Source organism: Phenylobacterium sp. CCH9-H3 (genome assembly GCF_001557235.1).
Classification (GTDB): domain Bacteria; phylum Pseudomonadota; class Alphaproteobacteria; order Caulobacterales; family Caulobacteraceae; genus Phenylobacterium.
The window spans coordinates 19,880-44,160 of sequence record NZ_LSJI01000227.1; the positions used below are offsets into that span (position 1 = coordinate 19,880).

Genomic DNA, 24,281 nt, shown 5'->3' on the forward strand with positions numbered 1-24,281 from the left:
TTAGTCACTCAGATTGACCTGGAAGCCTCCCGCGCAGGTCAGCTGTCGGAGAAGCCGAACGGCGCGCTGGTCCGGCGGATGTCGTCGGGCAGGATCGAGCGGCCGATGGGCGGCGCCGAGCGGGCCGTGCACTCGGTGCGGTGGCACAGGCGGCAGGTGACGCCGATCGGCGTGGCGGCCTGCGCCTCGGCGGGCTGGCCCTGGGTGTAGATCAGCCGCCCGGCGTGCTCGGCCGCGCACCCCAGGGCGATGGCCCGCTCCACCTTGGGCTTGCCGTAGCCGCCGCCGCCGGCGGTCACGGTGCGGGCGATGGAGAAGAAGCGCTGGCCGTCCGGCAGCTCCAGCCACTGGGTCACCAGCTGGCGCGGCGTGCGGAAGGCCTGGTGGACGGTCCACAGCGGGCAGCCGCCGCCGTGGCGGGCGAAGGGGAAGCCGGCGCCGTCCAGGCGTTTGGAGATGTTGCCGGCCTCGTCCACGCGAATGAAGAAGAACGGCACCCGCTCCTGCCCCGGCTTCTGCAGGGTGGTGAGCCGGTGGGCGACCTGCTCGAAGCTGGCCCCGAACTGGCGGCCCAGGGCCTCCACGTCATAGCGGCGCGCCTCCACCGCCCGGGCGAACGCCGTGTAGGGCATCAGGATCGCCGCCGCCGCATAGCTGGCCAGGGCGCGGCGGGTCAGGCGCTCGCCGCTGTCGGTGGCGAAGCTGGCCTGGGCGACCACCGCATCCACGTCGGCGCCCAGTTCCAGATAGGCGAGCTGCAGGGCGAGCTGGAAGGTCTGGCTGGCGTTGTCCAGTTCGTCGCTCAGCAGGATCTCGCGCCGGTGATGGTCGAGCCGCCGGGTGGAGCCGACCATGACCTCCGGCGGCAGGCGGCGGACCCGCAGGTTGTGGCGGGCCTTGAAATAGGCGGTGAAGCCGTCGTGCGCCGCCACCGCCTGGGCCAGCCGCTCTGCGGCGTCGTCCAGGGTGGGGAAGCTGTTGCGGCGGGCCTCCAGGAACCGGCGGGACTCGGCCACGGGATCCGACGCCTCCGACGCGCCGGCGCCCGGGGCGTCGGCCGCCACGCCCCGGTCGGCCAGGGCCAGCTGCTCCTCCCGATACGCGGTGTAGAGCCGCAGCAGGGCCTCGGTGATGCCCGGAAAGTTGGTGGTGACGTCGGCCGTCTCGAGCGACGGCAGGTCGATGTCGGCGAACATCGGGTCCTTCAGCACCGCCTGCAGCCGCGCCGCGTCGTCGTTGGCGCCCTGGCGGGTCAGGGCCGCCATGTCCAGCTTGTAGGTCTGGGCCAGCCGCAGCAGCACCTCGGCGCTGAGCGGGCGGTGATTGCGCTCCAGGAGCGCGATGTACGAGGCGGAGACGTCGAGGTCCGCAGCCATGTCGGCCTGGGTCAGCCCCAGGTCGCGGCGGAGGCGGCGAAGGCTCGGACCCACATAGAGACGGCGTTCGGCAGGCATGGCAGGCCCTTGGTTTGTCACACCTTACAACATTACAGAGAAATCTTGTAAAGTTTGACACCTAGACCGCGTGCGGACTCCACACCGTCGTGTCGCCGAGGCATCCCACCGTCAACCGAACACGACTGACCAGGGGTTTCCCGCAATGGCGTATCAAGACCACATCATCGAGATGAGCCAGCTCATCAAGAGCAAGGGCGGCACGTGGGACGGCATCAGCGCCGAATCCGTGGCCCGCATGCGCCTGCAGAACCGGTTCAAGACCGGCCTGGAGATCGCCAAGTACACCGCCGGCATCATGCGCGCCGACATGGCCGCCTACGACGCCGACCCGGCCAACTACACCCAGAGCCTCGGCTGCTGGCACGGCTTCATCGCCCAGCAGAAGCTGATCTCGATCAAGAAGCACTTCGGCACCACCAAGCAGCGCTACATCTACCTGTCGGGCTGGATGGTCGCGGCCCTGCGCTCGGAGTTCGGCCCGCTGCCGGACCAGTCGATGCACGAGAAGACCTCGGTGCCGGCGCTGATCGAAGAGATCTACACCTTCCTGAAGCAGGCCGACGCCCGTGAGCTGGGCATGCTGTTCCGCGACCTCGACGCCGCCCGCGCGGCCGGCGACAAGGCCAAGGAACAGAAGCTGATCGACGCGATCGACAACTACGAGACCCACGTGGTCCCGATCATCGCCGATATCGACGCCGGCTTCGGCAACGCGGAAGCCACCTACCTGCTGGCCAAGAAGATGATTGAGGCGGGCGCCTGCGCCCTGCAGATCGAGAACCAGGTCTCCGACGAGAAGCAGTGCGGCCACCAGGACGGCAAGGTCACCGTGCCGCACGAGGACTTCCTCGCGAAGGTCCGCGCCTGCCGCTACGCCTTCCTCGAAATGGGCGTCGACAATGGCGTCATCGTCACCCGCACCGACAGCCTCGGCGCGGGCCTCACCAAGCAGATCGCGGTCAGCCACACCCCGGGCGACATCGGCGACCAGTACAACAGCTTCCTGGACTGCGAGGAGATCGCCCCCGCCGACATGAAGAACGGCGACGTGGTCCTGAACCGCAACGGCAAGCTGCTGCGTCCCAAGCGCCTGCCGTCGAACCTGTTCCAGTTCCGCGAAGGCACCGGCGCCGACCGCTGCGTCCTGGACTGCATCACCTCGCTGCAGAACGGCGCCGACCTGCTGTGGATCGAGACGGAGAAGCCGCACATCGAGCAGATCGCCTCGATGGTCGACCGCATCCGCGAAGTCGTTCCGAACGCCAAGCTGGCCTACAACAACAGCCCGTCGTTCAACTGGACCCTGAACTTCCGCCAGCAGGTGTATGACGCCTGGCAGGCGGCGGGTAAGGACGTCTCGTCCTACGACCGCGCCGGCCTGATGAGCGTGGACTACGACACCACCGAGCTGGCGGCCGAGGCCGACGAACGCATCCGCACCTTCCAGGCGGACAGCGCCAAGCGGGCCGGCATCTTCCACCACCTGATCACCCTGCCGACCTACCACACGGCCGCCCTGTCCACGGACAACCTGGCCAAGGAGTACTTCGGTAAGCAGGGCATGCTCGGCTACGTCGCCGGCGTGCAGCGCCAGGAGATCCGCCAAGGCATCGCCTGCGTGAAGCACCAGAACATGTCCGGCTCGGACATCGGCGACGACCACAAGGAATACTTCGCCGGCGAAGCGGCCCTGAAGGCCGGCGGCGTGCACAACACGATGAACCAGTTCGCCTAAACCGCGCTCAGGTTCACGCGTCGAAAGGGCGGCCTGGGATGTCTCGGGCCGCCCTCTTTTTTTCTGCTATGGCCTGTGCGGCGCCGCGCCCGCAGCGCCGCAAGCCCTGTCGAGATTGAAGATGGACATCAGCAACACCCTCGCCGTCGACGACCTCCTGCACGCCTTCGTGGAGGCCGAGCTGCTGCCGGGGACGGGCGTGGGCCCGCAGGCGTTCTGGAGCGCCCTGGAGGCGATCCTCGCCGACTTCACGCCCCGCAACCTGGAGCTCCTGCGCCGGCGCGACGAGCTGCAGGCGCTGATCGACACCTACTGGCGCGAGCGCCGCGGCAAGCCGGTGGATGTGGCCGAGGAGACCGCCTTCCTGCGCGAGATCGGCTATCTGCTGCCCGAGCCTGCCGCGTTCGAGATCGGCACGCGCGGCGTCGACCCGGAAATCGCCAGCATCGCCGGCCCGCAGCTGGTGGTGCCGGTGTCCAACGGCCGCTACGCTCTGAACGCCGCCAACGCCCGCTGGGGCAGCCTGTACGACGCCCTCTACGGCACCGACGCCCTGGAGCCGCCGACGGGAACCAAGGGCTACGACCCGGCCCGCGGGGCCAAGGTCATCGCCTATGCCCGCGCCCTGCTGGACCGCGTGGCCCCGCTGTCGAACGGCAGCCACGCCGACGCCGAGGGCTATGCCGTCGTGGGCGAGAACCTGGTCGTGCGGCTGAAGGGCGGCCAGGAGACGTTCCTCGCCGATCCGGGCCAGTTCGCGGGCTATCGCGGTCATGAGCTGACGCCGGACGCCGTGCTGCTGAAGCACAACGGCCTGCACCTCGAGATCCAGGTCGACCGGTCCAGCAACATCGGCAAGGACGATCCCGCCGGCGTCGCGGACGTCCTGGTCGAGGCGGCCCTGACCGCCATCCAGGACTGCGAGGACTCCGTCGCCGCCGTCGACGCCGAGGACAAGGTCGGCGTCTACCGCAACTGGCTGGGCCTGATGAGGGGCGACCTTTCCGCCAGCTTCCAGAAGGGCGGCAGGACCGAGACCCGCCGCCTGGACCCCGACCGCGACTACACCGCCCCGGACGGCGGCCAGGTCACCCTGCGCGGCCGCTCGCTGATGCTGGTCCGCAACGTCGGCCACCACATGACCACCGACATGGTCCGCCTCGGCGGCGAGCCGGTGTTCGAGACGGCCGTGGACGCCCTGATCACCGTCACCGCCGCGCTGCATGACCTGAAGGGCGCGCGCGCCAATAGCCCGGCCGGCTCGGTCTACGTCGTGAAGCCCAAGATGCACGGGCCGGACGAGGTGGCGCTGGCCGTCCGCCTGTTCGACCTGGTCGAGGACGCGCTGGGCCTTGCCCGCAACACCGTCAAGATCGGCATCATGGACGAGGAGCGCCGCACCAGCGCCAACCTCAAGGCCTGCATCGCCGCGGCCAAGGACCGGGTGGTGTTCATCAACACCGGGTTCCTGGATCGCACGGGCGACGAGATCCACACCGCCATGGAGCTGGGCCCGGTGGCGCGCAAGGACGCCATCAAGGCCGAGCCGTGGCTGCCTGCCTACGAGAAGCGCAACGTGGAGATCGGTCTCGCCGCCGGCTTCCAGGGCAGAGCCCAGATCGGCAAGGGCATGTGGGCCGCGCCCGACATGATGAAGGACATGCTGGCGGCCAAGGTCGGCCATCCGAAGGCGGGCGCCAACACCGCCTGGGTGCCCTCGCCGACCGCCGCCGTGCTGCACGCGCTTCACTATCACGAGGTGGACGTGCCCAGCCTGCAGACCTCGATGGCCGCGGCCGGCGAGTCAACGGGCCTGACCGAGCTGCTCACGCCGCCGATGGCGAAGTCCAACTGGAGCCCGGCCGACGTGCAGCAGGAACTGGACAACAACGCCCAGGGCATCCTGGGCTACGTGGTCCGCTGGATCGACCAGGGCGTCGGCTGCTCGAAGGTGCCCGACATCCACGACGTGGGCCTGATGGAAGACCGCGCCACCCTGCGCATTTCCAGCCAGCACATCGCCAACTGGCTGCACCATGGCGTGTGCACCGAGGCCCAGGTGCGCGAGACGATGGCTCGGATGGCGAAGGTGGTGGACGGCCAGAACGCGGACGATCCGCTATACACGCCGATGAGCGGCAATCCGGACAGCATCGCCTATCAGGCGGCGCTGGACCTGGTGTTCAAGGGTCGCGAACAGCCGAACGGCTACACCGAACACATCCTCACCCGCCGCCGCCGCGAGCGGAAGGCGCAGGCGGCCGGGGCTCTCGCCCCGGCCTGACCGGCTACTTCCGGACCCAGCCGCCGCCGGCGGGCTTGTAGTACTCGCCCGGCTTGATGCGCGCCTGCACGACGGTGGTGTAGGCCGAGGCGCCGGCCGCTTCGACCGACACGCCGTTCTTGGCGGCGGCCTGGCGGTAGAGGGCGGCGCGGCCCTGGTTGATCTCGTCGACCGCGGCCTTCAGCGCCGGATCGGACGAGGCCTTCACGAAGCCCAGGAAGCCGTCGGCCTGTTCGCCCACGATCCCTTGCGCCTTGGCGGCGTCGACGGCGCTCTTGGCGTCCATGGCGTAGGCGGCGGCCGGGGTGATGGCCAGGGCGGCCAGGACGGCCGCGGTGATGTTGAAACGATCGCTCATGATGTCTCCTCTCCCTTAGAAGAGGTTGGGGTTTTTCTGGATGAGGGCTTTGACGTCCTCGTCCAGCTGCAGGCGGACGTTGGCGTCCAGCTTGGCGTAGATGTTGATCGGCGCGACCTCCACCCGAACGGTCGGGGTGCAGGCCGTCAGGCTCGCCAGCGCAAGCGCGGCCAGGGCCAGTCTCATGGGGCGGTCTCCGTCATCATGTCTCCGTATGTGAAGCGTCACGGCTGAACCGGACCTGAACTGCGCGCCTTCTGGTACTCGGCGTAGTCGGCCAACAGATCATCCAGGTTGAGAGTCGTGTCGAGCGTAAGGTTCACTCCCGTGCCGGACGGCAGCGGCAGGGTGCGGCCCAGGAAGCGCTTCTGGATCAGGTCCATCAGGGTCAGCCTGATCCTCTGCCGCGTCGGCGGATCGTGGCGGCCCACGATGTGGAAGATCACGCCCATCCGCCCGTCGGGCTGGCTGGCGATCGAGGCTTCCAGCTTGTCGAAGGCCAGATTCTCCATGGCTTGGTAGGCGAAGTCGGTGAAGGTGGCGTTGGGATCGACCACCGCGGCGGGGGCATCGACGGCGGTCTCCGCCGACACGCCCGTCAAGGCCGTCCGGTCGATGGAGATCCGGCCGGGCTGGATCGCCCGGATCTCGCCGCCCGAGATGCGGACGCGCCCCCCGGTCGTCTCGAACGGGATCCTGCCGCTGACCTTGGCGTCGAACTCGACCTTGTCGCCGAAGGGCGAGGCTTCGACCAGGTCGTGGAGTTGCACCCCTTCGAGCAGGAGGACACCGCGGGTCGGCGCGCCGGGAACCAGCGGGATCTCCAGCGTCTCGACCCGCACCTTGCCGCCGCCGACGTCCGCCTCCCCGCCCTCGACCTTCAGCAGATCGTCCACCACGCCGAAGCTGGCGCGCAGGTTCTCCAGCAGGATCGGGGCCTCGACCCGTTCGATGTCCAGCGACTGGCCGGGCGCGGCCACCAGGGGCGCGAGGCTGGAGAAGGTGAGTTCGCCCTTCAGGCCCTTCACCGGACCGGCGGGGCTCTGGAAATCGAGCCGGGGGATGGTGATGACGCCGCTGCTGGTGGAGCCGTCCGGCGTCCAGTCGAAGCGGCCCTTGAACTTCGCCTGTCCGACGGCGGGCGAGCCGACGGCGGAGGCCAGGGGCGAGATCTGGTCCGGCTGCAGGCCGCCTTCCGCGAACTCCAGCATCGGCGTCTCGATCACCACCACGCCCAGCCCCAGCCGGCCGTCCTGGGTCACGAGGGCGTTCCCGAGCGGCGTCCCGCCCGGCAGCCTGAAGTCGAGGTCGGCGCGCCAGATGAATTCCGACAGGCTCGCCTCGCCCGTCATCAGGAAGGGATTGAACCGCCGCTCGGGCGCGGTGTCTTCCTGGCGCGCGGTGTCGATGCGGGCCTGGGCGGTGACCTTGCCGTTCCGGCTCTGGGCCGCGACACGCCCGGCGCCCCCGACCACCCGACCCTGGACGAAGGGCGCCGCGGCCGTGACCGCCTCGGCCCGCCCGGCGATCCGCCAGTCTGCGCCCGTCATGCGGAACAGCGGCCCGCCCGCCGGACAGAGCCGGCCCGAGAGCTGCTCGATGTCGTTGGCGCCGAAGTCCAGGCGCTCGGCCCGCACCGCCACGCAACGGTCGGCGATGAAGGCCAGGCCGCCGTCCGCCACCTGCAGCCGGCCGGCCGCATCCAGGTCGGCGCCCTGCACGAACCCGACGGAGGCGCGGGCGCGCACCCGGCCGGTCGCGGTCATTCCCACCTGGGCCAGGGCGAGCTTCGCCACATCGGCCTCGACGGCGGGCAGCCCGCCACCCCTCACCGTCAGCCGGAAGGCGCCGCCGGACGGACCGAACACGGGCGTCTCGCCCCGGCCGGCCAGTTCGACCACCCCGCCGCCCGCCGTGGCGAGCCGGGCCGGCTTCGGCAGGCCGACGCTCGCCGCGCCGTCCTTGACCCGCAGCGAGACGCTGGGCGCGGCGATCCGGAAGCTGCGGGCCGCCCGCTTGAGCGCGATCATGTCGGGCGTATCCTGCGCCGTCGCGGCGCCCAGGCCGTTCCAGCCGCCCTCGCCCACCACAGCGCTATCCAACGCCGCGTCGAGCCCGGCGGCGCTCGCGGAGACGCGCCCCTGCGCCGTCGCCGCGAGCGAGGACAGCCGCAGGTCGCCCGCCCGCAGCCCCTCCAGTCCACCGGTCAGCGTCAGCCCGCCCGCCACGCGATCGCCGCCCTTGCGGGTCCAGCGCAGGTCGTCGGAGACCGCGGCCAGGCGGATCGCCTTCGCGCCCGTCTCGCCGAAGCGCCCCGCTGAGGCGGTGAGGCTGGCGGTGGCCTTGCCCGAGACGGTCAGGTCGGGGATCCACCCGGCGGCCTGTCCGGTCAGCCCCGCCTTGAGCTGGGCGCCGTCCAGCACCTGCCCCGCCACGGCGATCCGGCGGCTGGCGAGGTTGAGGGCGGCCACCACGGCGCCGTCGCCGCGCTGTTTTGCGAGGTCGGGATAAGGGAGTTCGGCCGTCAGAGTCAGGCGGCCGTCGGCGGCCTGGGCGGTCCCGAACGTCGCGCCGACCACGGGCGCGGCGACGGCGAGATCCAGCCGGCCCTGGCGCGTCATCGACCGCACTGTCGCGGCGCCCAGGCTGATGTCGAAGTCCGGACTCCGGAGCCGCGCCGGGGCCGTGGTGGCGGCCAGGGACTGCAGCTTGCCATCCTCCACCACCGCATCGGCCGCCATGCGCAGAGGGCCATAGTCGGTGGCGAGGATCAGGCTGCCGCCCTCGATGCGGATGCGCGGCTGCGTCGCGTCCGGACGGGGCGGGCGGCGCATGAACTCCTGGACCAGCGGATCCAGGGCGCCCACGTGCAGCCCGTCCTTGCGCAGCTGGGCGCGCAGGATGGGCTTCTTCAGGGTGACGGAGATCACCTCCAGCCCGGTGATGCGGGCCCGATAGCGCACCTCGGCCCGCTCCGCCGCGAAGTCCGGGGCCCTGGGGTCGCCGACCCGCAGGCGAGCCGTGAAGACGCCGGGGCCGAAGGCTTCGACCTGGGCGTCCGCGGCGATCCCCCGGGACCTGAGCCAGCCGGTCAGCGCCTCGCGCGCCAGCATCTTGCGGTTCAGCCAGACCAGGCCCCCGGCGATGAGCAGCACCAGGCCCGCCACCGCAAGGATGCGGAGCACGGGTGCGCGCGGGCGGCGGGGTTTGGCGTCGTCGGTCACGGTCGGCTGTTTCTGGCGTTCATCCCCTCATAGCGGGAATCGCGCCGGAACCGTGACCGTTCCGAAAGTCCGCAGCAAAGCGTCGCCGCGTGAAGGTGCTCCCCCCCTCTGGGGGAGCTCGCGAAGCGAGAGGGGGATCACGCCACAGGCGCTTCAGCTGAAAACCCCTCCCCCTTCGGGACCTCCCCCAGAGAGGGAGGACTTGGGTGGGGACGGGCCATGGTGGAGGGGAGGAGATCCGGCTCGGAGCGGTTAGACCCGTTCGCTCCACCGGCCGTGCAAACGACCGGTCCCCCCTCCGCCGATGTTACGCTTAACGCGCCGGCTTGGACGCACTCAGACGGCGAGCTGGGCCCAGGCGATGCCGCCGTCCACCGCGATGGTCTGGCCCACCACGTAGTCGCCGGCGCGGCTCGCCAGGTAGATGGCGACGCCCTGCATATCCTCGTCCGTGCCGATCCGGCGCGACGGGATCCGCTTGGCGACTTCGTCGCTCTGGTCGCGGGCGACGCGGTTCATTTCGGAGGCGAAGGCGCCGGGGGCGATGGCGCTCACCACGATGTTGTCCCGGATCAGCCGCGCCGCCATCCGGCGGGTCAGATAGATCAGGCCAGCCTTGGAGGCGTGGTAGGAGTAGGTCTCCTGCGGGTTCAGGCGGATGCCGTCGATGGAGGCGACGTTGATCACCTTCGACGGGCGGTCGTGCGTGCCCGCCTTCGTCAGGGCCCCGTGCAGGGCCTGGGTCAGGAAGAAGGGCGATTTGAGATTCAGGTCCATGACCTTGTCCCAACCGCTCTCCGGGAACTCGTCGAAGTCCGCGCCCCAGGCGGCGCCCGCGTTGTTCAGCAGGATGTCGAGCTTGTCTTCCTTGGCCATGTAGGCGGCGGTGAGGGCCTTCACCCCCTCGACGGTCGAGACGTCCTGCGGCAGGGCGATGCACTGCGGGCCCAGTTCCTCGGCGGTCTCAAGGCAGGCCGGGGCCTTGCGCGACGAGATGTAGACCCGGGCCGCGCCCGCCTCGAGGAAGCCCTTGGCGATCATCTTGCCGATGCCGCGCGAGCCGCCGGTGACCAGCGCCACCTTGCCGTCCAGCGAAAACAGATTCGAGGCCATCCAGCCGTCCCCTTCCATGTCGTTGCGGCAGGCCTGCAACGTGCGCAGTCCCCTTCCGGGAATTGACTTGGCCTCGCCGGCCGAGGCCTATAACACGCGTTTGAATTTCACGGCCGCCAGATTTTTGAACGAGCGGTCCGCCAGCCATTTCGAGGAAGCACATGACCGAGATCAATTCGGTGACCACCCTCACCCGCGAGGGCGACGTCGACGTCATCACCCTCAACTCTCCGCCGGTGAACGCCCTGTCGGCGAATGTGCGCGACGGGTTGTTCGAGGGCTTCAAGGCCGCCGCGGCCTCGGACTCCAAGGCCATCGTCCTGATCTGCGACGGTCGCACCTTCATCGCCGGCGCCGACATCAGCGAGTTCGGCGCGCCGGGCAAGCCGTCCGCGTCGCTGCCCGACGTCCAGAACATGATGGAGAACTCGCCCAAGCCGGTGATCGCCGCGATCCATGGCACGGCCCTGGGCGGCGGCCTGGAAGTGGCGCTGTGCGCGCACTACCGCGTCGCGGTCCCGTCCGCTCGTCTTGGGCTTCCTGAAGTGGCCCTGGGCCTGCTGCCGGGCGCCGGCGGCACCCAGCGGCTGCCGCGCGTGGTGGGCGTCGAGAACGCCCTTGAGATGGTGACCTCGGGCCGCCACGTGCCGGCGCCGGAAGCCGCCAAGCTGGGCCTGGTCGACGAGCTCGTCGAGGAAGGCAAGCTGAAGGAAGGCGCCCTGGCCTTCGCCAACAAGGCGGTGGCCGAGAACAAGCCCCTGGTGAAGATCAGCGAGAACAATGCCAAGCTCGAAGAGGCCAAGGGCAAGCCCGAGATCTTCGCCGAGTTCCGCAAGAAGAACGCCCGCAAATTCCGCGGCTTCGACGCGCCGGAAGCCAACATCAAGTGCATCGAGGCGGCGGTGAACTCGGCCTCCTTCGACGAGGGCCTAGCCGTCGAGCGCAAGCTGTTCATGGGCCTGATGACGGGCAGCCAGTCGGCGGCCCAGCGCTACTATTTCTTCGCCGAACGCACCGCTCAGAAGATCCCCGACGTGCCGGACGACATCCCGGTGCGCGAGATCAAGAAGGTCGGCGTCCTGGGCGCCGGCACCATGGGCGGCGGCATCTCGATGAACTTCGCCAACGTGGGCATCCCCGTGGTGATCGTCGAACTGAAGCAGGACGCCCTGGACCGCGGCCTCGGCACGATCCGCAAGAACTACGAGCGCTCGCGCGGCGCCGACCCGGCGGTGACCGAGAAGCGCATGGGCCTGCTGACCGGCTCGCTGGACATGAACGACTTCGCCGACTGCGACCTCGTGATCGAGGCCGTGTTCGAGCGGATGGACATCAAGAAGGACGTGTTCACGAAGCTGGACGCGATCTGCAAGCCGGGCGCGATCCTGGCCTCGAACACCAGCTACCTGAACATCGACGAGATCGCCTCGGTGACGAAGCGGCCGCAGGACGTGATCGGCCTGCACTTCTTCTCGCCGGCCAACGTCATGAAGCTGCTGGAAGTGATCCGCGGCGAGAAGACCGCCAAGGACGTCATCGCCACGTCCATGAAGCTGGCCAAGAAGATCGGCAAGATCGCGGCCCTGGCCGGCGTCTGCCCGGGCTTCATCGGCAACCGCATGCTGAGCCAGCGCCAGCGCGAGGCCCAGAAGCTGATCCTGGAAGGCGCCATGCCCTGGGACGTGGACCGGGTGCTCTACGACTTCGGCTTCCCCATGGGCCCGTTCGCCATGAGCGACCTGGCCGGTCTCGACATCGGCTGGGTGAAGGAGAACTCCAAGGGCGAGACCCTGCGCGACGTGCTCTGCGAAGCCGACCGCCGCGGCCAGAAGACGGGCGCCGGCTACTACGACTACGACGAGAACCGCAACGCCAAGCCCAGCCCCTTCACCGAGAAGGCGATCAACGACTTCATCGCCAAGACCGGCAAGAACCCCCGCAAGATCTCCGACGAGGAGATCCTGGAGCGCTGCATCTTCCCGATGATCAACGAGGGCGTGAAGATCCTCGAGGAGGGCAAGGCCATCCGCGCCAGCGACATCGACGTGGTGTGGGTCAACGGCTACGGCTGGCCCGTCTACCGCGGCGGCCCGATGTTCTACGGCGACCTGATCGGCGGTCCCGCCAAGGTCCTGGAGAAGATGAAGGAATTCCAGGGCGCCATGGGCGACGACTTCAAGCCGGCTGCCCTGCTGGAAAAGCTGGCCGCCGACGGCAAGAAGTTCGCCGACCTCAACAAGTAAGCCTGATCCAGAGGCGGGGCGTCTTGGGGCGCCCCGCCTTTTCTCCGCCCAACCTCTGACCTTACGGAAAGACCCTACGGAATGCGTGAAGCTGTCATCGTCGCCGCCAAGCGGACTCCCATCGGCAAGGCCTATCGCGGCGCCTTCAACAACACCTACGGCGCGACCCTGGGCGCCGAAGCCATCCGCGCCGCGGTGGCCCAGGCCGGGATCGACCCGGGCGAGGTGGACGACGTGGCCATGGGCTGCGCGCTGCAGCAAGGCACCACGGGCAACAACATCGCCCGCCAGGCCGCCTTGCGCGCCGGCCTGCCCAACACCGTCTCGGGCATGACCATCGACCGCCAGTGCAGCTCGGGCCTGATGGGCGTGGCCACGGCCGCCAAGTACATCATCAACGACGGCGCCCCCATCGCCATCGGCGCCGGCATCGAGTCGATCAGCCTGGTGCAGAACGACAAGGTGAACCGCTTCATGGCCACCGACCCGTGGCTGAAGGAGCATGTGCCGGAGCTGGCGACCTCGATGATCGAGACCGCCGAGATCGTCGCCGAGCGCTACGGCGTCAGCCGGGAGGCCCAGGACGACTACGCCCTGCAGTCGCAGCAGCGCACCGCCCAGGCCCAGGCCGAAGGCCGCTTCGCCCAGGAGATCGTCCCGGTCACCACCATCATGAAGGTGCTGGTCAACAAGGAGACCGGCGAGACGGCCGACAAGGAGATCACCATCTCCGCCGACGAGGGCAACCGCCCCCAGACCACCCTGGCCGACCTCCAGAAGCTCTCGCCCGTCTTCAAGGGCGGCCGCTACGTCCAGGAAGGCAAGTTCGTCACCGCCGGCAACGCCAGCCAGCTCTCCGACGGCGCCGCCGCCGTGGTCTTGATGGAGCGCAAGGAGGCTGAGAAGCGTGGGCTGGAGGCCCTGGGCGCCTATCGCGGCATGGCCGTCGCCGGCTGCGGTCCGGAGGAGATGGGCATCGGCCCGGTCTTCGCGATCCCCAAGCTGCTCGAGCGTAACGGCCTGACCATCGACGACATCGACATCTGGGAGCTGAACGAGGCCTTCGCGAGCCAGGTGCTGTACTGCCGCGACAAGCTCGGCATCGACCCGGCCAAGTACAACGTCTCGGGCGGCTCGATTTCCATCGGCCACCCCTACGGCATGACCGGCGCCCGCTGCACCGCGCACCTGATGTACGAAGGCAAGCGCCGCAAGGCCAAGTACGGCGTCGTCACGATGTGCGTTGGCGGCGGCATGGGCGCGGCGGGCCTGTTCGAGATCTTCTAGGTCGCAGGCTCATTGCGAACGTTTAAGGGGCCGTCCTTCCGAGGGCGGCCCCTTTTCCTTGCCGGGAATTCACGTGAACGCGGCGAGCTTGGCCGTTAGCCACCCCTTCACCATCCATCGGGGGGCCCATGCGTTCGCGTTCTCTGCTCACCGCAACCGCCGCCGCCGTCATCGTCGCCTCGACCGCGCCGGGTCTGGGTTGGGCCCAGCCGGCGACGCCGGCGGAGGCCGCGGCGGCCCAGCCTCTCGTCGACGACTTCATCGCCGCGACGCGTGGAAACGCGCGCGCCCGCGCCGCGTTCCTGGCGCGGCGGGTCGCCGCCAATCCGGAGATGCCGCGTGCGGAGTTCGCTCAATTGCTGGATGCGATCGCGCGGACCAGCGGCGGCCTGACGCTGCAGTCCTGGCAGCACCGCGGCCGGCTGCGCGTGACGGTGAGGGCGGCGAGCGGCAAGACCGCGCGAGTGGATCTGTTCCAGGACAGCGCGGACCCTTCGCGCCTGACAGCAATGATCCCCGTGGCGATGCCGACGCCGTACGACGGGCCGAAGCCTTCGGCAATGTCCCGCCAGGACCTGGCGGCGGCCATCGAGGCGCGGATCCGGTTCGCGGAAAGCCGCGACGACTTCTCCGGCGCCGTGCTTGTCGTGAAGGATGGGGAGGTCGTCCACCAGCAAGTCGTCGGCCAGGCGGACAAGATGACCCATGCGCCGGTGACGCCTGACACCCGCTTCAACATCGGGTCCATGGGTAAGCAATTCACTGCGGTGGCGATCGGCCAGCTCATCGACCAGGGCAGACTCACCCTGGATACCCGCTTGATCGACGTCCTGCCGGACTATCCGAACCCGGAGGCCGCCCGGAAGACGACCATCCGCCACCTGCTCTCCCACCGGGCGGGCCTCGGCATGCTGTTCGAGCGCCCGGGGTGGGATTGGAAGCTGCGCTATGAGCGCATGTCCGAACTCCTGCCCCTGTTCGCCGCCGAGGCGCCGCAGTTCGAGCCGGGGGCGAAGGCCGCCTATTCGAACGAGGGCTTCATCGTTCTGGGCGCCGTCGTCGAACGGCTGTCGGGCCAGACCTGGTACGACTACGTCCAGGCCAACATCTTCGATCGCGCAGGCATGACGGCCACCGAAAACCTCACCGACGATCCGGCCATCCCCAATCGGGCCGTCGGCTACAAGTTCGGCGCCGAGGATCCGCTGGGCTTCGGCGCGAGGCAGCCCAACTGGGATACTCTGTCGTGGCGGGGGAATGCCTGCGGCGGGCAGTTCTCCACCGCCGCCGACATGATCCGGTTCCTGCAGGCGCTGAAGGCGGGCAAGCTGCTGAAGCCCGAGACGGCCGCCCTCTTCCTGGCCCGGTCCGGCCGTGAACGGGACTACGGCCTGGGCTTCGAACGCTTCGACCTGCCAAACGGCCGCAGCTTGGTGGGCCACGGCGGCGGCGGACCCGCTTCAGGTGTCAACTCCGACGCCAAGATGATCTGGGAGACGGGTTACGCCTATGCGGTGATGGGCAACTACGACGCCCCGTTCGCCCAACTCGTCGCGCGCGACATCGGCGATCTTCTCGCCGCCCAGAACTAGGCGAAGTCCTTGGCCAGTTCGGCCCGGGTGGCCGGGGAGAGACCCGCCAGGTGGCTGTAGCGCTCGTGGCTGCAGCCGATCATGATCTCGGCGCCAGGTTTGCGGAACAGCGCGATGTGCTCGGCCTTCAGCGGGAAGCGCAGGAAGTGGACCGACGAGGCCTTGCCGTCGTCGCGGGTGCGTTCGACGTCGCCCTCGGGCACGCCCAGCACGCGCTCGCCGTCGACCTGGACGAAGAAGCAGTCCTCGACGCCGCCCAGGCGGGCCAGGACGGCCTCGCGCCGGATCGGGTCGTCGATCTCGAACATGATGGTGGCCACCAGTTCCGTGCCGTTGGGGATCAGCGGATTGTAGGCGGCCAGCTCGTCCGGGATCTGGTCGGCGCCGCCCTTCTCGATCAGCAGCATCTCCTGCACCTGGAAGAGCATGGTCTCGTAGCTCTCGAAGTAGAAGGTGCAGTAGGGCCCGAGTTCGATCCGCCGCAGCCGCTTCAGCGGCAGCAGTTCGGCGCGGCGGGCCTTGCGGACCTTGGCGAACTCGGCGTCCGGCAGAAGGTCGGACGGGTCGATGCGGCGTTCGGCGAGCGGCATCAGAACACTCCGTAGGCTCTGGCGAAGACTTCGATCGGATGAGCCTCGGCTGGGCGCGGCGGGGCCGTCTGCGCCGTGTCGTCGCCGATCAGCTGGGCCAGATGCTTGCAGGCCAGGGGACAGTCCGAGCAGAGCGTCTCGTTGCCCTTGGTCGCGACCTGGCGGGCGGCGGGACGGCCCACCTTGTTGGCGGCGGGCCGAGTGTCCTTCATCACCCCGAACGTGCCGCCGTGGCCGGAGCAGCGCTCGACCAGGTCGACCTTGGTGTCGGGGATCAGCTTCAGCATCTCCATGGACTTGGCGCCCATGTTCTGCGCGCGGGCATGGCAGGCGTGGTGGAAGGTGACGCCCCCTTCGACCGGCTTCAGCCCCTCGACCAGGCCGTAGGTCCGGGACAGCTCGACCACGTACTCGGCCACGTCCTTGGTCTTGGCCGCGAGGCGGCCGATGGCGTGGTCCTCGGGCAGCATCAGCGGCCACTCGAACTTCATCATCAGGCCGCACGAGGCGGTCAGGGCCACCACGTCGTAGCCCTGCTCGATGTAGGGGGCGAAGGCGGCGGCGACGCGCCGGGCCTTGCCGGCCACGTCCTTGATGTCGCCGGCCTCGAGCTGGGGCATGCCGCAGCACTCGGGATAGACCAGCTTCACCTCGACGCCCTGCAGCGCCAGGACCTTGGCGGCGGCCACCGCCGTGTCCGGCTTGTTGTAGTCGACGAAGCAGGTCGCATAGAGCGCGACCTTGCGCTGCCCGAACGCCGGCCCCTGGGGATTGGGCGCCAGCGGCGCCTTCAGCCGGTCGGTCGCGGTCTTGGAATGGTACTTGGGAAGCTCGGCCTCGGCGTCGATCTGGGCGATGGCTTCCAGCAGCTTGCGCAGGGGGGTGTTCTTCCGAGCCGTTGCCCAGTTGGCGAGGCCGGCGACGGGCTTGGCGAGCTTGCCGTTGCGGTCCGTCATGCCGAGCTGCTCGCGCACGAATTCCTTCTCGCCCGCGCGGCGCTTTGCGGCCCGGTAGCGGAGGATCAGGTGCGGGATGTCGATGTCGAACGGATGCGGCGGGACGTAGGGGCACTTGGTCAGGAAGCACATGTCGCAGAGGGTGCAGGCCTCGGCGATGTGCGCGTGCTCCTTGGGACCGATGCCGTCGATCTCGCCCGTGGGGCCCTCGTCGATGGCGTCGAACATGCGCGGGAAGCTGTCGCACAGATTGAAGCAGCGCCGGCAGGTGTGACAGACGTCGAACTGCCGCTGCAGTTCGGCCTCGACTTTCGCCAGGTCGTAGTAGTCGTCATCCTGCCACAGGATCGGGCGGCGGAACGGCGCATCGAGGCTGCCCTCGCGCGGCGGCGCGCCCGGGGCAGGGGTCGCGGTGCGGTCTTCGCTCATGTCAATCCTGCGGTCGGCCGAACGACAGCCCCCCCTCCCCCACTGGGGGAGGAGAAGCGCCATGTGCTCGCCTAGTCGAGGGTGTCGAGGGCGCGCTGGAAGCGGCCGGCGTGGGACTTCTCGGCCTTGGCCAGGGTCTCGAACCAGTCGGCGATCTCGTCGTAGCCTTCCTCGCGGGCCGTGCGGGCCATGCCCGGGTACATGTCCGTGTACTCGTGCGTCTCGCCGGCGATAGCGGCCTTGAGGTTGTCCGCGGTGCCGCCGATCGGCAGGCCGGTGGCGGGATCTCCCACGGACTCCATGAACTCAAGATGCCCGTGCGCGTGGCCGGTCTCGCCCTCGGCCGTGGAGCGGAACACCGCGGCCACGTCGTTGTAGCCTTCCACGTCGGCCTTCTGGGCGAAATAGAGGTAGCGGCGGTTCGCCTGGCTCTCGCCGGCGAAGGCGGCTTTCAGGTTCTCGATAGTCTTGCTGCTCGCAAGCGACATGCTGTTCTCCCTAGGCGGCGGCGAACCCCCCGGCTCTACCGCCATGCGGCACGGACTATGGACCCGCGTCCCCATCGATCAACATGATATGCTCTATGCTGAGCATCGACCGGTTCTATGGAGCTTGGCCGGTTCCTCGCGGGTTCTCCCTGCAACGCAAGGAGACGGTCATGGCTGACAACAAGATCCAGGGCGAGGGCGACTACATCTCGGGCAAGAAGTACCAGGACATGCAGCACGAGTTCGCCGAGAAAGGCCCCGTTGAACAGAAGGCCCGTGAAGCCGAAGAGGCCCTCGACGGCCCCGAAGGCGAGGCGCTGGAACAGGCGCGCAAGGACACCGGCGAGGGCAAGACCCACTAACCCCGCAGATTGCGGAAGGTGATGGAGTAGCGGTGCGCCCTGGCCTCGGGGAGCGAGTGTTCCCAGTCCGTGCGCGCCGGCCCCTCCAGCAGATAGATCGAGCGCGGTTCGAGCGGCACGTTGATCCGCTCGAACCGTTCGCCTTTGCGCCGCCGGAACCGCATCACGGTGGGCGACAGCAGAGAGACCCCCACGACCTTCTCGAACACCGGCCGGTCACGGTGCCAGCCGATCGGCGCGCCCTCGCGATATTCATTGATCAGAACGTGGGCGAAGTCGCCGGGCGCCACGCCGGCGAAGGCGGCGGCGCGGTCGCGAAGGGGCAGCAGCCAGCCCGGCAGGGGCTGGGCGTCCACCAGGCCCGGCCCGTTGAAGTCGTACTTCAGCCCGAACGAGATCACCCGCCGGCGGCCTTCATAGCCGCGGAACTGGAACGGTTCGAACGCCAGCGTCTCCAGCCGAGCGACGAGGTCGGCTTCCTCGGCCGGCGAGATCAGGCCGGCCTGGTATCGAAAGCCGGGCGGCGCGGCCGGCGGAAGGTCGAACAGGGACGTCACGGCGTCCAGATGGGCGCAAACGAAGGCGGCGGGAAGGTCGCCCGTCCCGCCGCCCGTCGTTCACGTCCGCATTCCGCTAGTAGCGGGGATAGTCGTTGTAGCCGTAGCGCCGATCGCGATCGCGGCGCGCCTCGCGCACGTTCATCGACAGGGCGTCGAAGCGGCGGTTGAGGTCGGCGCGCTCCCAGTTGGACAGGCCGTTGCGGCTATAACGCGCCTCCAGGCGCACGAGGCGATTGAACTGGTCGCGCAGGCGGTAGGCCTCGCGCGAGGTCAGCTGGCCGGAGCGCACGCCCTGGTCGATGCGGAAGTCGATCCGCTCCATGCGCCGCTCGATCGGCATCCAGTCGCGGCCGTAGCCATAGGGTTGGGCGCTCGCGGCGCCGGCGGTCAGGGCGGTCGCGGCGGCGAGGCCCAGAATGGTGGTCTTCATAACGATCTCTCCTCGTAACGTGGGGTGTCGTCCCTCGTCCTGGGGGGTCAAAACGGCGGACCTCCCGATCGGTTCAGTGGCTGTGGCGCGTCAGTAACGGTTCCACCCGTAGACGCGGTCGCCGTCGGCGCGGGCGACGCGGATCTCGGCGCTCAGGTCGTCGAAGCGGCGATCGAGGTCGGCCCGCTCCTCGGCGGACAGCCCGTCGACCCGGTAACTCGCCTCCACCCGCGCGATGTCGTTGAACTCATCGCGCAGCGCCTCGGCTTCGACGGCCGTCAGCTGGCCGCTGCGCACGCCCCGTTCGATCCGGGCGTCGAGGTCGAGCTTGCGGTCTTCCATGGCCACATAGCTGTCGACCGCGCCGGTCCGGACCGCGAGGCGCATCTGGTCGTCGATCAGGCCGAAGCGGCGATCGAGGTCCAGCTTCTCCCGGGCGCTGAGGCCGCCATAGCGGTAGCGGCCTTCCAGGGCCACGAGCGAGGCCATGTCGTCGCGCATCAGCCGGGCCTCGGCCGTGGTGATCTCGCCCGTGGCGAGGCCGGCGTCGATCCGGTCGTCGAGAACGGCCTGGCGCTCGATCATCGGCATCCAGGCCTGGGCGGACGCCGTCGTCGCGCCCAGGGTCAGGGCCGCGGCGGCGGCCATCAGAAGTTTGGTCTTGTTCATCGTTCGGACTCCTCGAGCTTGGTCACCTGCTCGTTGGTCCCCCCGATGGGGAGGCGAAACTCCGCCGGTCCGAATTGGTTCAGCGGCGCCGCAGGGCCGTTCACGCATCCGTGAAGACCCGACGGGGCCCGACAGGGGCAGGATCGCGGGTCGTGAGAGCCGTCATCCTGGCCCTTCTGTTCCTGGCGGCGATCCCTGCGCCCCTGGCTGCGCAGGGGCGTGCGGACGTCATGTACGTCCCCACGCCGCACGGGACCGTCGACGCCATGCTGGCCCTGGGCGAGGTCGGCCCCGGCGACGTCCTCTACGATCTGGGATCCGGCGACGGACGCATCCCCATCGCGGCGGCGAAGCGGTTCGGGATCCGGGCGGTCGGGATCGAGATCGATCCCGAATGGCTTGGGAAGGCGCGGGCGAACGCGCGGGCCGCGGGCGTTGGCCGGCTGGTGAGATTCCGCCGCCAGGACCTGTTCCGCGCGGACTTCCGCGAAGCCACCGTCGTCACCCTCTACCTGTTGCCCGAGCTGAACCTGCGCCTGCGGCCGCGGCTGCTGACCGAGCTGCGCCCCGGAACGCGCATCGTGAGCCATGCCTTCGACATGGGCGACTGGGCGCCGGAGAAGGTCGTCGACATGGGCGGCGGCGACCGCATCTACCTGTGGCGCGTGCCCGAGCCGCCGTCGTCCGCGCCATCCGCGCCGATCATACCTTCGGATGGGCGTGGCCCTGGCCGCGGGAACAAATAATCCCTCTGGATAATTGCATATCCATCGATATCAGCTATATTGAGAACAGTTCGCAACAAGGGGCCGCCATGCGCCTCGCCGCCAAAACCTTCAGCTGGTCGCTGGTTCACATGACCGTCGCCATCGCCGTGGCCTATGCTCTGACCCAGAACTGGCGCGCCGCGCTGGCCGTGGGATTGATCGAACCGGTATTCCAGACCCTCGCGTTCGCCCTGCACGAGCGCGCCTGGGCCGCGCGCGAGCCGATCCCCGTCCGCGTCCACGCCCACCATTGATCGAGAGGGACAACCTATGGCCGACAAATCCCAGAAGAAGGTCGCCGCCGGCCTCGCCAAGCTGCTGGCCGACACCTACGCCGTCTATCTGAAGACGCACGGCTACCACTGGAATGTCCGCGGCCCGAACTTCGGGTCGCTGCACAACCTGTTCATGACCCAGTACACCGAGATGTGGGCCTCGATCGACCTGATCGCCGAGCGCATCCGGGCGCTGGGCGAGTACGCCCCGCAGGGCTACGGCGCCTTCGCCGACCTGTCCGACATCAAGGACGGCGATCCCAAGCGCGACGCCGAGGCCATGCTCAAGGAGTTGGTGGCCGACCACGCGACCCTGGTGGCGACCGCCAAGGCCGCCCGCGAAGGCGCCGACGACGTCACCGCCTCCCTCATCGACGCCCGCGTCGAAGCCCACGAGAAGCACGCCTGGATGCTGCGCGTCTCGATCGGCTAAAGGCCGACGCCGTCCTCGGCGGGCGCCTTGCGGCCCAGCAGGCTGTCGGTCCCGCCGAGGCGTCGCACGATCACGGCGGCGCCCAGCAGCAGCGCCCCCACCGCCAGGAATGAGGCAGCGCGGATGATCCCGTCCAGCCGGGACATGTCGAACAGGAAGATCTTGGCCAGCGTCACCATCAGGACGGCCAGCCCGGCCCCGCGTAGGTCGGCGGACCGGCGCGCGGCGCCGTAGACCAGCAGGCCGAAGCCGTAGACGCCCCAGGCCGCCGAGAAGGCCCAGGTCTCCAGGCTCGCCTCCTGCAGGGTCGGTCGCATGTCGTAGCCACGGAAGCCCAATCGCACGAACAGGCTCAGCAGGGCGAACGCGATCCCCACCACCATGACCCGTGACGCGCGCGCCAGCAGCGCGACCCCGGCCTGGGCCGCCGAGCGCGCCAGTTCGTACGCCATGCCGGCGCCTGCCCCGTAGAGCGCCAGCAGCAGCACGGTGGCCCGCATGCCGGCCAGGGGGCGGTCGATCGGCCCCCACCAGGGGCTCGCACCATAGCCGAAGACCACGAGAGCGACGACAAGCGCGCCCCAGGCGCCCAGCCGCCCGATCCGCGCGATGGGCTCGGCGAACGCCGAGACCGTCCAGGAGCGCTCCGCGGCGCACTCACCCAGCCAAATGACGCCACGCGCGACCAACAGGGCGATCACAGCATAGGCCGCAGCCTCGGCCCGACCGACGGTGTCGAAGCCGCCATGCAGGCTGGACCCCTGGAAGAGGCGGCGTGTCTCCATCAGGCCCCATACGAGGGCGAATGCGAAGGCGGCCAGCCCGTACGTCGCCAGCAGCGCACGGTTGATCGCCACCTTTCGCCAGGTGGCCGCGGCCAGGAGCGCGGCGGGAACAAGGAAGCCGACGGCCAAGCTGTCGAGCAGGCGCGGACCCGCCACGGCCGGCGTCCAGGACGCCCAGAGCGGGTTGAAGCCGATCACCTGCAGCGCCAGCCCATGGGCAAGGCCCACGACGAGCAGCACCTGTCCTCGCCAGCGGCCGATCACGCTGGAGTCGACGCGCACCGCCTGCGCCGACGTCAACCCGGCGGCGAGCAGCAACAGCGTCCGGAGCGACGCCTCCATGAAAAGGTCCAGTCCGATGCCGTTGGCCGGCCCTCCTGAGGCCGCGAGGCGGAGCAGCACCGCTGCCCCCGTGAGTCCCACAAGCAGCGCCGCCGTGCCGAGCGCCTCAGCGCTGGTCTTCGGTCGGTCCGGCCGATCCGCCAGCCGCGCGCCGCCCCAGGCCAGTCCGGCGCTGGCGATGGCCGAGAAGGCGAACAGCCACCGGGGCGTCTCGCGGTCGGACAGGGCTTCGAAGAGCGCGGGCGACGTCAGCGCCGCCATCGACGCCAGGGCGCCCGCAACCATCACCGCCGCAAAGCCCCGCCAGCCGAGGCGTGCGTGCAGGCCCGCGGCCGCTGCCGACAGCGCCGCGGCCGCGACGGGGGCGGCCACGTCGTTGAACGCCGCGTCGATGGCGAACAGCGCCGCCCCGCCGGCCGCCCAGAGCCAGACGGCCAGCGGCAGATCGCGGGCGGGCCCGTCCGAACTGCGCGCCAGGATCAGGGCGCCCGCAAACAGCAGGAGCCCGCCGCCGGCGGCCGGCAGCCACGGAGCGGCTGCGGTCGCAGGACCATGCAGGCTCACCGCCAGGATGAACCCGACGAAGCCGGCCGCCGCCGCGCCGAGCCGAAGCCGGATGCTTCCCCGACGCATGCCCGCCCAGACGCCGGCCCCAGCCAGCGCCACGGTCAGCATGCCGCCCCCCGCCTCGCGCACCGCGGGATCCGGTCCGGGAGCGGCGTAAGCGATCAGGAAGCCCAAGGCGGGCGCGTAGGCCGCGATCTGCAGCAGAGGCGGGATCAGCCCCCGGCGCGCGAGGCCGGCCGCTAGGACCGCCAGCACTGCCGCCGCGGCGGCGGCCGGTTCGAAGCCGCCGCGCGCCGCCGTCGCCCAGAGCGCGGTCACAAGGATCGCGGCGGCGGCCACGGCTGCGGTCGGCAACCCACCGAAGACGCCCGCGCCCCCGGTGGGCGTCTCACCCCGACGACGACGCCATTCCACCGCCAGTCCGGACAGTGCGACGGGCGTCAGCGCCAGGGCGGCGACCCTCACATAGCCCTCGGCTGCGAAGCCCGCGGCGGCCCAGCCGAAGGCCCCGGCCAGCGTCGCCATCCCGGCGCCGCCCCAGCGCCGGAATCCGGCGACGGCGTAACCGGTGACGGCGATCAGGGCGAGGTAGGCGGTCAGCGCCGGCGCCGTCCAGTGCGCGGGCCCGGTGATCGCGGGCGCGAGGAAGCCGCCCAGGATGGCGAGGATCGCGAGCGCCTCGCCATGTCGGAACGCCAGCGCCAGAAGGCCGATGGAAATGGCCGCCAACAGGCCGCCGGCGGCGGTCAGCCCGATGAAGGCGTAAAGCCAGTACGACGCCCAGGCCGCGCCATAGAGCGTGGCCGCCCCGGCGCCGGCGGCCAGCGCAGCGGCTGACGGATGGTCGCTGCGCCGTTTCAGCCACTCACTGGCCGCCAACAGCACGAGCCCCGTGACCACGGCCGCGGCGATCCGCATCGGCGGCGTGAACAGGCCGCGCTGCGCCGCGTAGGTCACCAGGAACAGGCCGCCCAGCGCCAGGGCGCCGCCGCCGGCCCAGGCCAGGCCATTTTCCTCCAGCCAGCCGCGAACGACGTCGCGCAGCGGCGGCCTAGCCGGCCTGCGCGGCGTGGGCGCCGTCATCGTAGACCGCGCAGGCTCCATCCGGACAGGCTCGGGCTGAACAACCTTCTCGGCCGTCGGCCTAGTCCGAACGACCGCCTCGGGCTCCGGTTTGGCGGTCTCCGCACGCCGCGACGCCGCCCCATGCTCAAGCTGCTCCTTCAGGTCGAGCAGCCGGCGCTCAAGCCCGTACGTCCGCGCCTTGAGATCGCTGACGCGCAAGGTCAGGAAGGTCGCCCACGCGAGCAAACCCACCACCAGAAGCCAGAGCAT

The 24,281-nt window shown here is 69.7% G+C and carries 21 protein-coding genes; 9 read left to right on the top strand and 12 right to left on the bottom strand.

Annotation, left to right across the window (positions count from 1 at the left end):
- Positions 1 to 38: 38 nt before the first annotated feature.
- Positions 39 to 1,454 (bottom strand): short-chain fatty acyl-CoA regulator family protein, encoded by a 1,416-nt coding sequence (locus AX721_RS19980; RefSeq protein WP_068877736.1) that lies wholly within the window; start codon positions 1,452 to 1,454, stop codon positions 39 to 41.
- Between the two features lie 145 nt (positions 1,455 to 1,599).
- Here AX721_RS19980 and AX721_RS19985 point away from each other — a divergent pair, with 145 nt between their 5' ends.
- Positions 1,600 to 3,192, top strand: coding sequence for an isocitrate lyase (locus tag AX721_RS19985; protein ID WP_068877737.1), 1,593 nt, complete (start codon positions 1,600 to 1,602; stop codon positions 3,190 to 3,192).
- A 121-nt stretch (positions 3,193 to 3,313) separates the two neighbouring features.
- The gene (locus tag AX721_RS19990) at positions 3,314 to 5,476 is read left to right on the top strand and encodes a malate synthase G (RefSeq protein ID WP_068877738.1); all 2,163 of its coding nucleotides are present in this window, start codon (positions 3,314 to 3,316) and stop codon (positions 5,474 to 5,476) included.
- 4 nt (positions 5,477 to 5,480) lie between these two features.
- Here AX721_RS19990 and AX721_RS19995 read toward each other — a convergent pair whose 3' ends face one another.
- The 4 genes from AX721_RS19995 to AX721_RS20005 all read right to left on the bottom strand — a co-directional run bounded on the left by AX721_RS19995 (position 5,481) and on the right by AX721_RS20005 (position 10,171).
- Positions 5,481 to 5,834, bottom strand: coding sequence for a YdbL family protein (locus AX721_RS19995; protein WP_068877739.1), 354 nt, complete (start codon positions 5,832 to 5,834; stop codon positions 5,481 to 5,483).
- 15 nt (positions 5,835 to 5,849) lie between these two features.
- Positions 5,850 to 6,020: a YnbE family lipoprotein gene (locus tag AX721_RS26985; RefSeq protein WP_082765669.1), complete on the bottom strand. Its 171-nt coding sequence runs from the start codon at positions 6,018 to 6,020 to the stop codon at positions 5,850 to 5,852.
- Between the two features lie 38 nt (positions 6,021 to 6,058).
- The gene (locus AX721_RS20000) at positions 6,059 to 9,058 is read right to left on the bottom strand and encodes a YdbH domain-containing protein (protein ID WP_068877740.1); all 3,000 of its coding nucleotides are present in this window, start codon (positions 9,056 to 9,058) and stop codon (positions 6,059 to 6,061) included.
- Between the two features lie 336 nt (positions 9,059 to 9,394).
- Complete coding sequence (locus tag AX721_RS20005; RefSeq protein WP_068877770.1) at positions 9,395 to 10,171, bottom strand: SDR family oxidoreductase; 777 nt, start codon at positions 10,169 to 10,171, stop codon at positions 9,395 to 9,397.
- Positions 10,172 to 10,332: 161 nt separating this feature from the next.
- On the opposite strand from AX721_RS20005, the gene AX721_RS20010 reads away from it, so the two are divergent.
- From AX721_RS20010 to AX721_RS20020, 3 genes are all read left to right on the top strand, one after another.
- On the top strand, positions 10,333 to 12,414 hold the full coding sequence (locus AX721_RS20010; protein ID WP_068877741.1) for a 3-hydroxyacyl-CoA dehydrogenase NAD-binding domain-containing protein: 2,082 nt from the start codon (positions 10,333 to 10,335) through the stop codon (positions 12,412 to 12,414).
- A gap of 81 nt (positions 12,415 to 12,495) precedes the next feature.
- On the top strand, positions 12,496 to 13,701 hold the full coding sequence (locus tag AX721_RS20015; protein WP_068877742.1) for an acetyl-CoA C-acyltransferase: 1,206 nt from the start codon (positions 12,496 to 12,498) through the stop codon (positions 13,699 to 13,701).
- A gap of 128 nt (positions 13,702 to 13,829) precedes the next feature.
- Complete coding sequence (locus AX721_RS20020; RefSeq protein WP_068877743.1) at positions 13,830 to 15,293, top strand: serine hydrolase; 1,464 nt, start codon at positions 13,830 to 13,832, stop codon at positions 15,291 to 15,293.
- On the opposite strand, the gene AX721_RS20025 is transcribed toward AX721_RS20020, so the two are convergent.
- From AX721_RS20025 to AX721_RS20035, 3 genes are all read right to left on the bottom strand, one after another.
- Positions 15,290 to 15,883 (bottom strand): DUF3501 family protein, encoded by a 594-nt coding sequence (locus AX721_RS20025; RefSeq protein WP_068877744.1) that lies wholly within the window; start codon positions 15,881 to 15,883, stop codon positions 15,290 to 15,292. The two genes, AX721_RS20020 and AX721_RS20025, sit on opposite strands and share 4 nt — an antisense overlap.
- Positions 15,883 to 17,268 (bottom strand): heterodisulfide reductase-related iron-sulfur binding cluster, encoded by a 1,386-nt coding sequence (locus tag AX721_RS20030; protein ID WP_068877745.1) that lies wholly within the window; start codon positions 17,266 to 17,268, stop codon positions 15,883 to 15,885. Before AX721_RS20030 ends, AX721_RS20025 begins: the two co-directional genes overlap by 1 nt.
- A gap of 71 nt (positions 17,269 to 17,339) precedes the next feature.
- The gene (locus AX721_RS20035; protein WP_068877746.1) at positions 17,340 to 17,756 is read right to left on the bottom strand and encodes a rubrerythrin family protein; all 417 of its coding nucleotides are present in this window, start codon (positions 17,754 to 17,756) and stop codon (positions 17,340 to 17,342) included.
- Between the two features lie 170 nt (positions 17,757 to 17,926).
- Here AX721_RS20035 and AX721_RS20040 point away from each other — a divergent pair, with 170 nt between their 5' ends.
- Entirely contained in the window at positions 17,927 to 18,118 is a 192-nt protein-coding gene (locus AX721_RS20040; RefSeq protein ID WP_156467285.1) for a hypothetical protein, read from the top strand.
- Here the strand turns inward: AX721_RS20040 and AX721_RS20045 are convergent.
- The 3 genes from AX721_RS20045 to AX721_RS28445 form a co-directional block, all read right to left on the bottom strand.
- Positions 18,115 to 18,675, bottom strand: a complete 561-nt coding sequence (locus AX721_RS20045; protein ID WP_231733384.1) for an alpha-ketoglutarate-dependent dioxygenase AlkB — start codon at positions 18,673 to 18,675, stop codon at positions 18,115 to 18,117. The two genes, AX721_RS20040 and AX721_RS20045, sit on opposite strands and share 4 nt — an antisense overlap.
- 76 nt (positions 18,676 to 18,751) lie before the next feature.
- The gene (locus tag AX721_RS20050) at positions 18,752 to 19,108 is read right to left on the bottom strand and encodes a hypothetical protein (RefSeq protein WP_068877749.1); all 357 of its coding nucleotides are present in this window, start codon (positions 19,106 to 19,108) and stop codon (positions 18,752 to 18,754) included.
- Positions 19,109 to 19,198: 90 nt separating this feature from the next.
- Positions 19,199 to 19,777 (bottom strand): hypothetical protein, encoded by a 579-nt coding sequence (locus tag AX721_RS28445; RefSeq protein WP_231733385.1) that lies wholly within the window; start codon positions 19,775 to 19,777, stop codon positions 19,199 to 19,201.
- A 152-nt stretch (positions 19,778 to 19,929) separates the two neighbouring features.
- On the opposite strand from AX721_RS28445, the gene AX721_RS20060 reads away from it, so the two are divergent.
- From AX721_RS20060 to AX721_RS20070, 3 genes are all read left to right on the top strand, one after another.
- The gene (locus AX721_RS20060; RefSeq protein WP_231733386.1) at positions 19,930 to 20,523 is read left to right on the top strand and encodes a cyclopropane-fatty-acyl-phospholipid synthase family protein; all 594 of its coding nucleotides are present in this window, start codon (positions 19,930 to 19,932) and stop codon (positions 20,521 to 20,523) included.
- 68 nt (positions 20,524 to 20,591) lie between these two features.
- Positions 20,592 to 20,798, top strand: a complete 207-nt coding sequence (locus AX721_RS20065) for a DUF2061 domain-containing protein (protein ID WP_068877750.1) — start codon at positions 20,592 to 20,594, stop codon at positions 20,796 to 20,798.
- Positions 20,799 to 20,814: 16 nt separating this feature from the next.
- Positions 20,815 to 21,252, top strand: coding sequence for a Dps family protein (locus AX721_RS20070; RefSeq protein ID WP_068877751.1), 438 nt, complete (start codon positions 20,815 to 20,817; stop codon positions 21,250 to 21,252).
- Here AX721_RS20070 and AX721_RS20075 read toward each other — a convergent pair.
- On the bottom strand, positions 21,249 to 24,281 hold the full coding sequence (locus AX721_RS20075) for a DUF2339 domain-containing protein (RefSeq protein ID WP_068877752.1): 3,033 nt from the start codon (positions 24,279 to 24,281) through the stop codon (positions 21,249 to 21,251). The two genes, AX721_RS20070 and AX721_RS20075, sit on opposite strands and share 4 nt — an antisense overlap.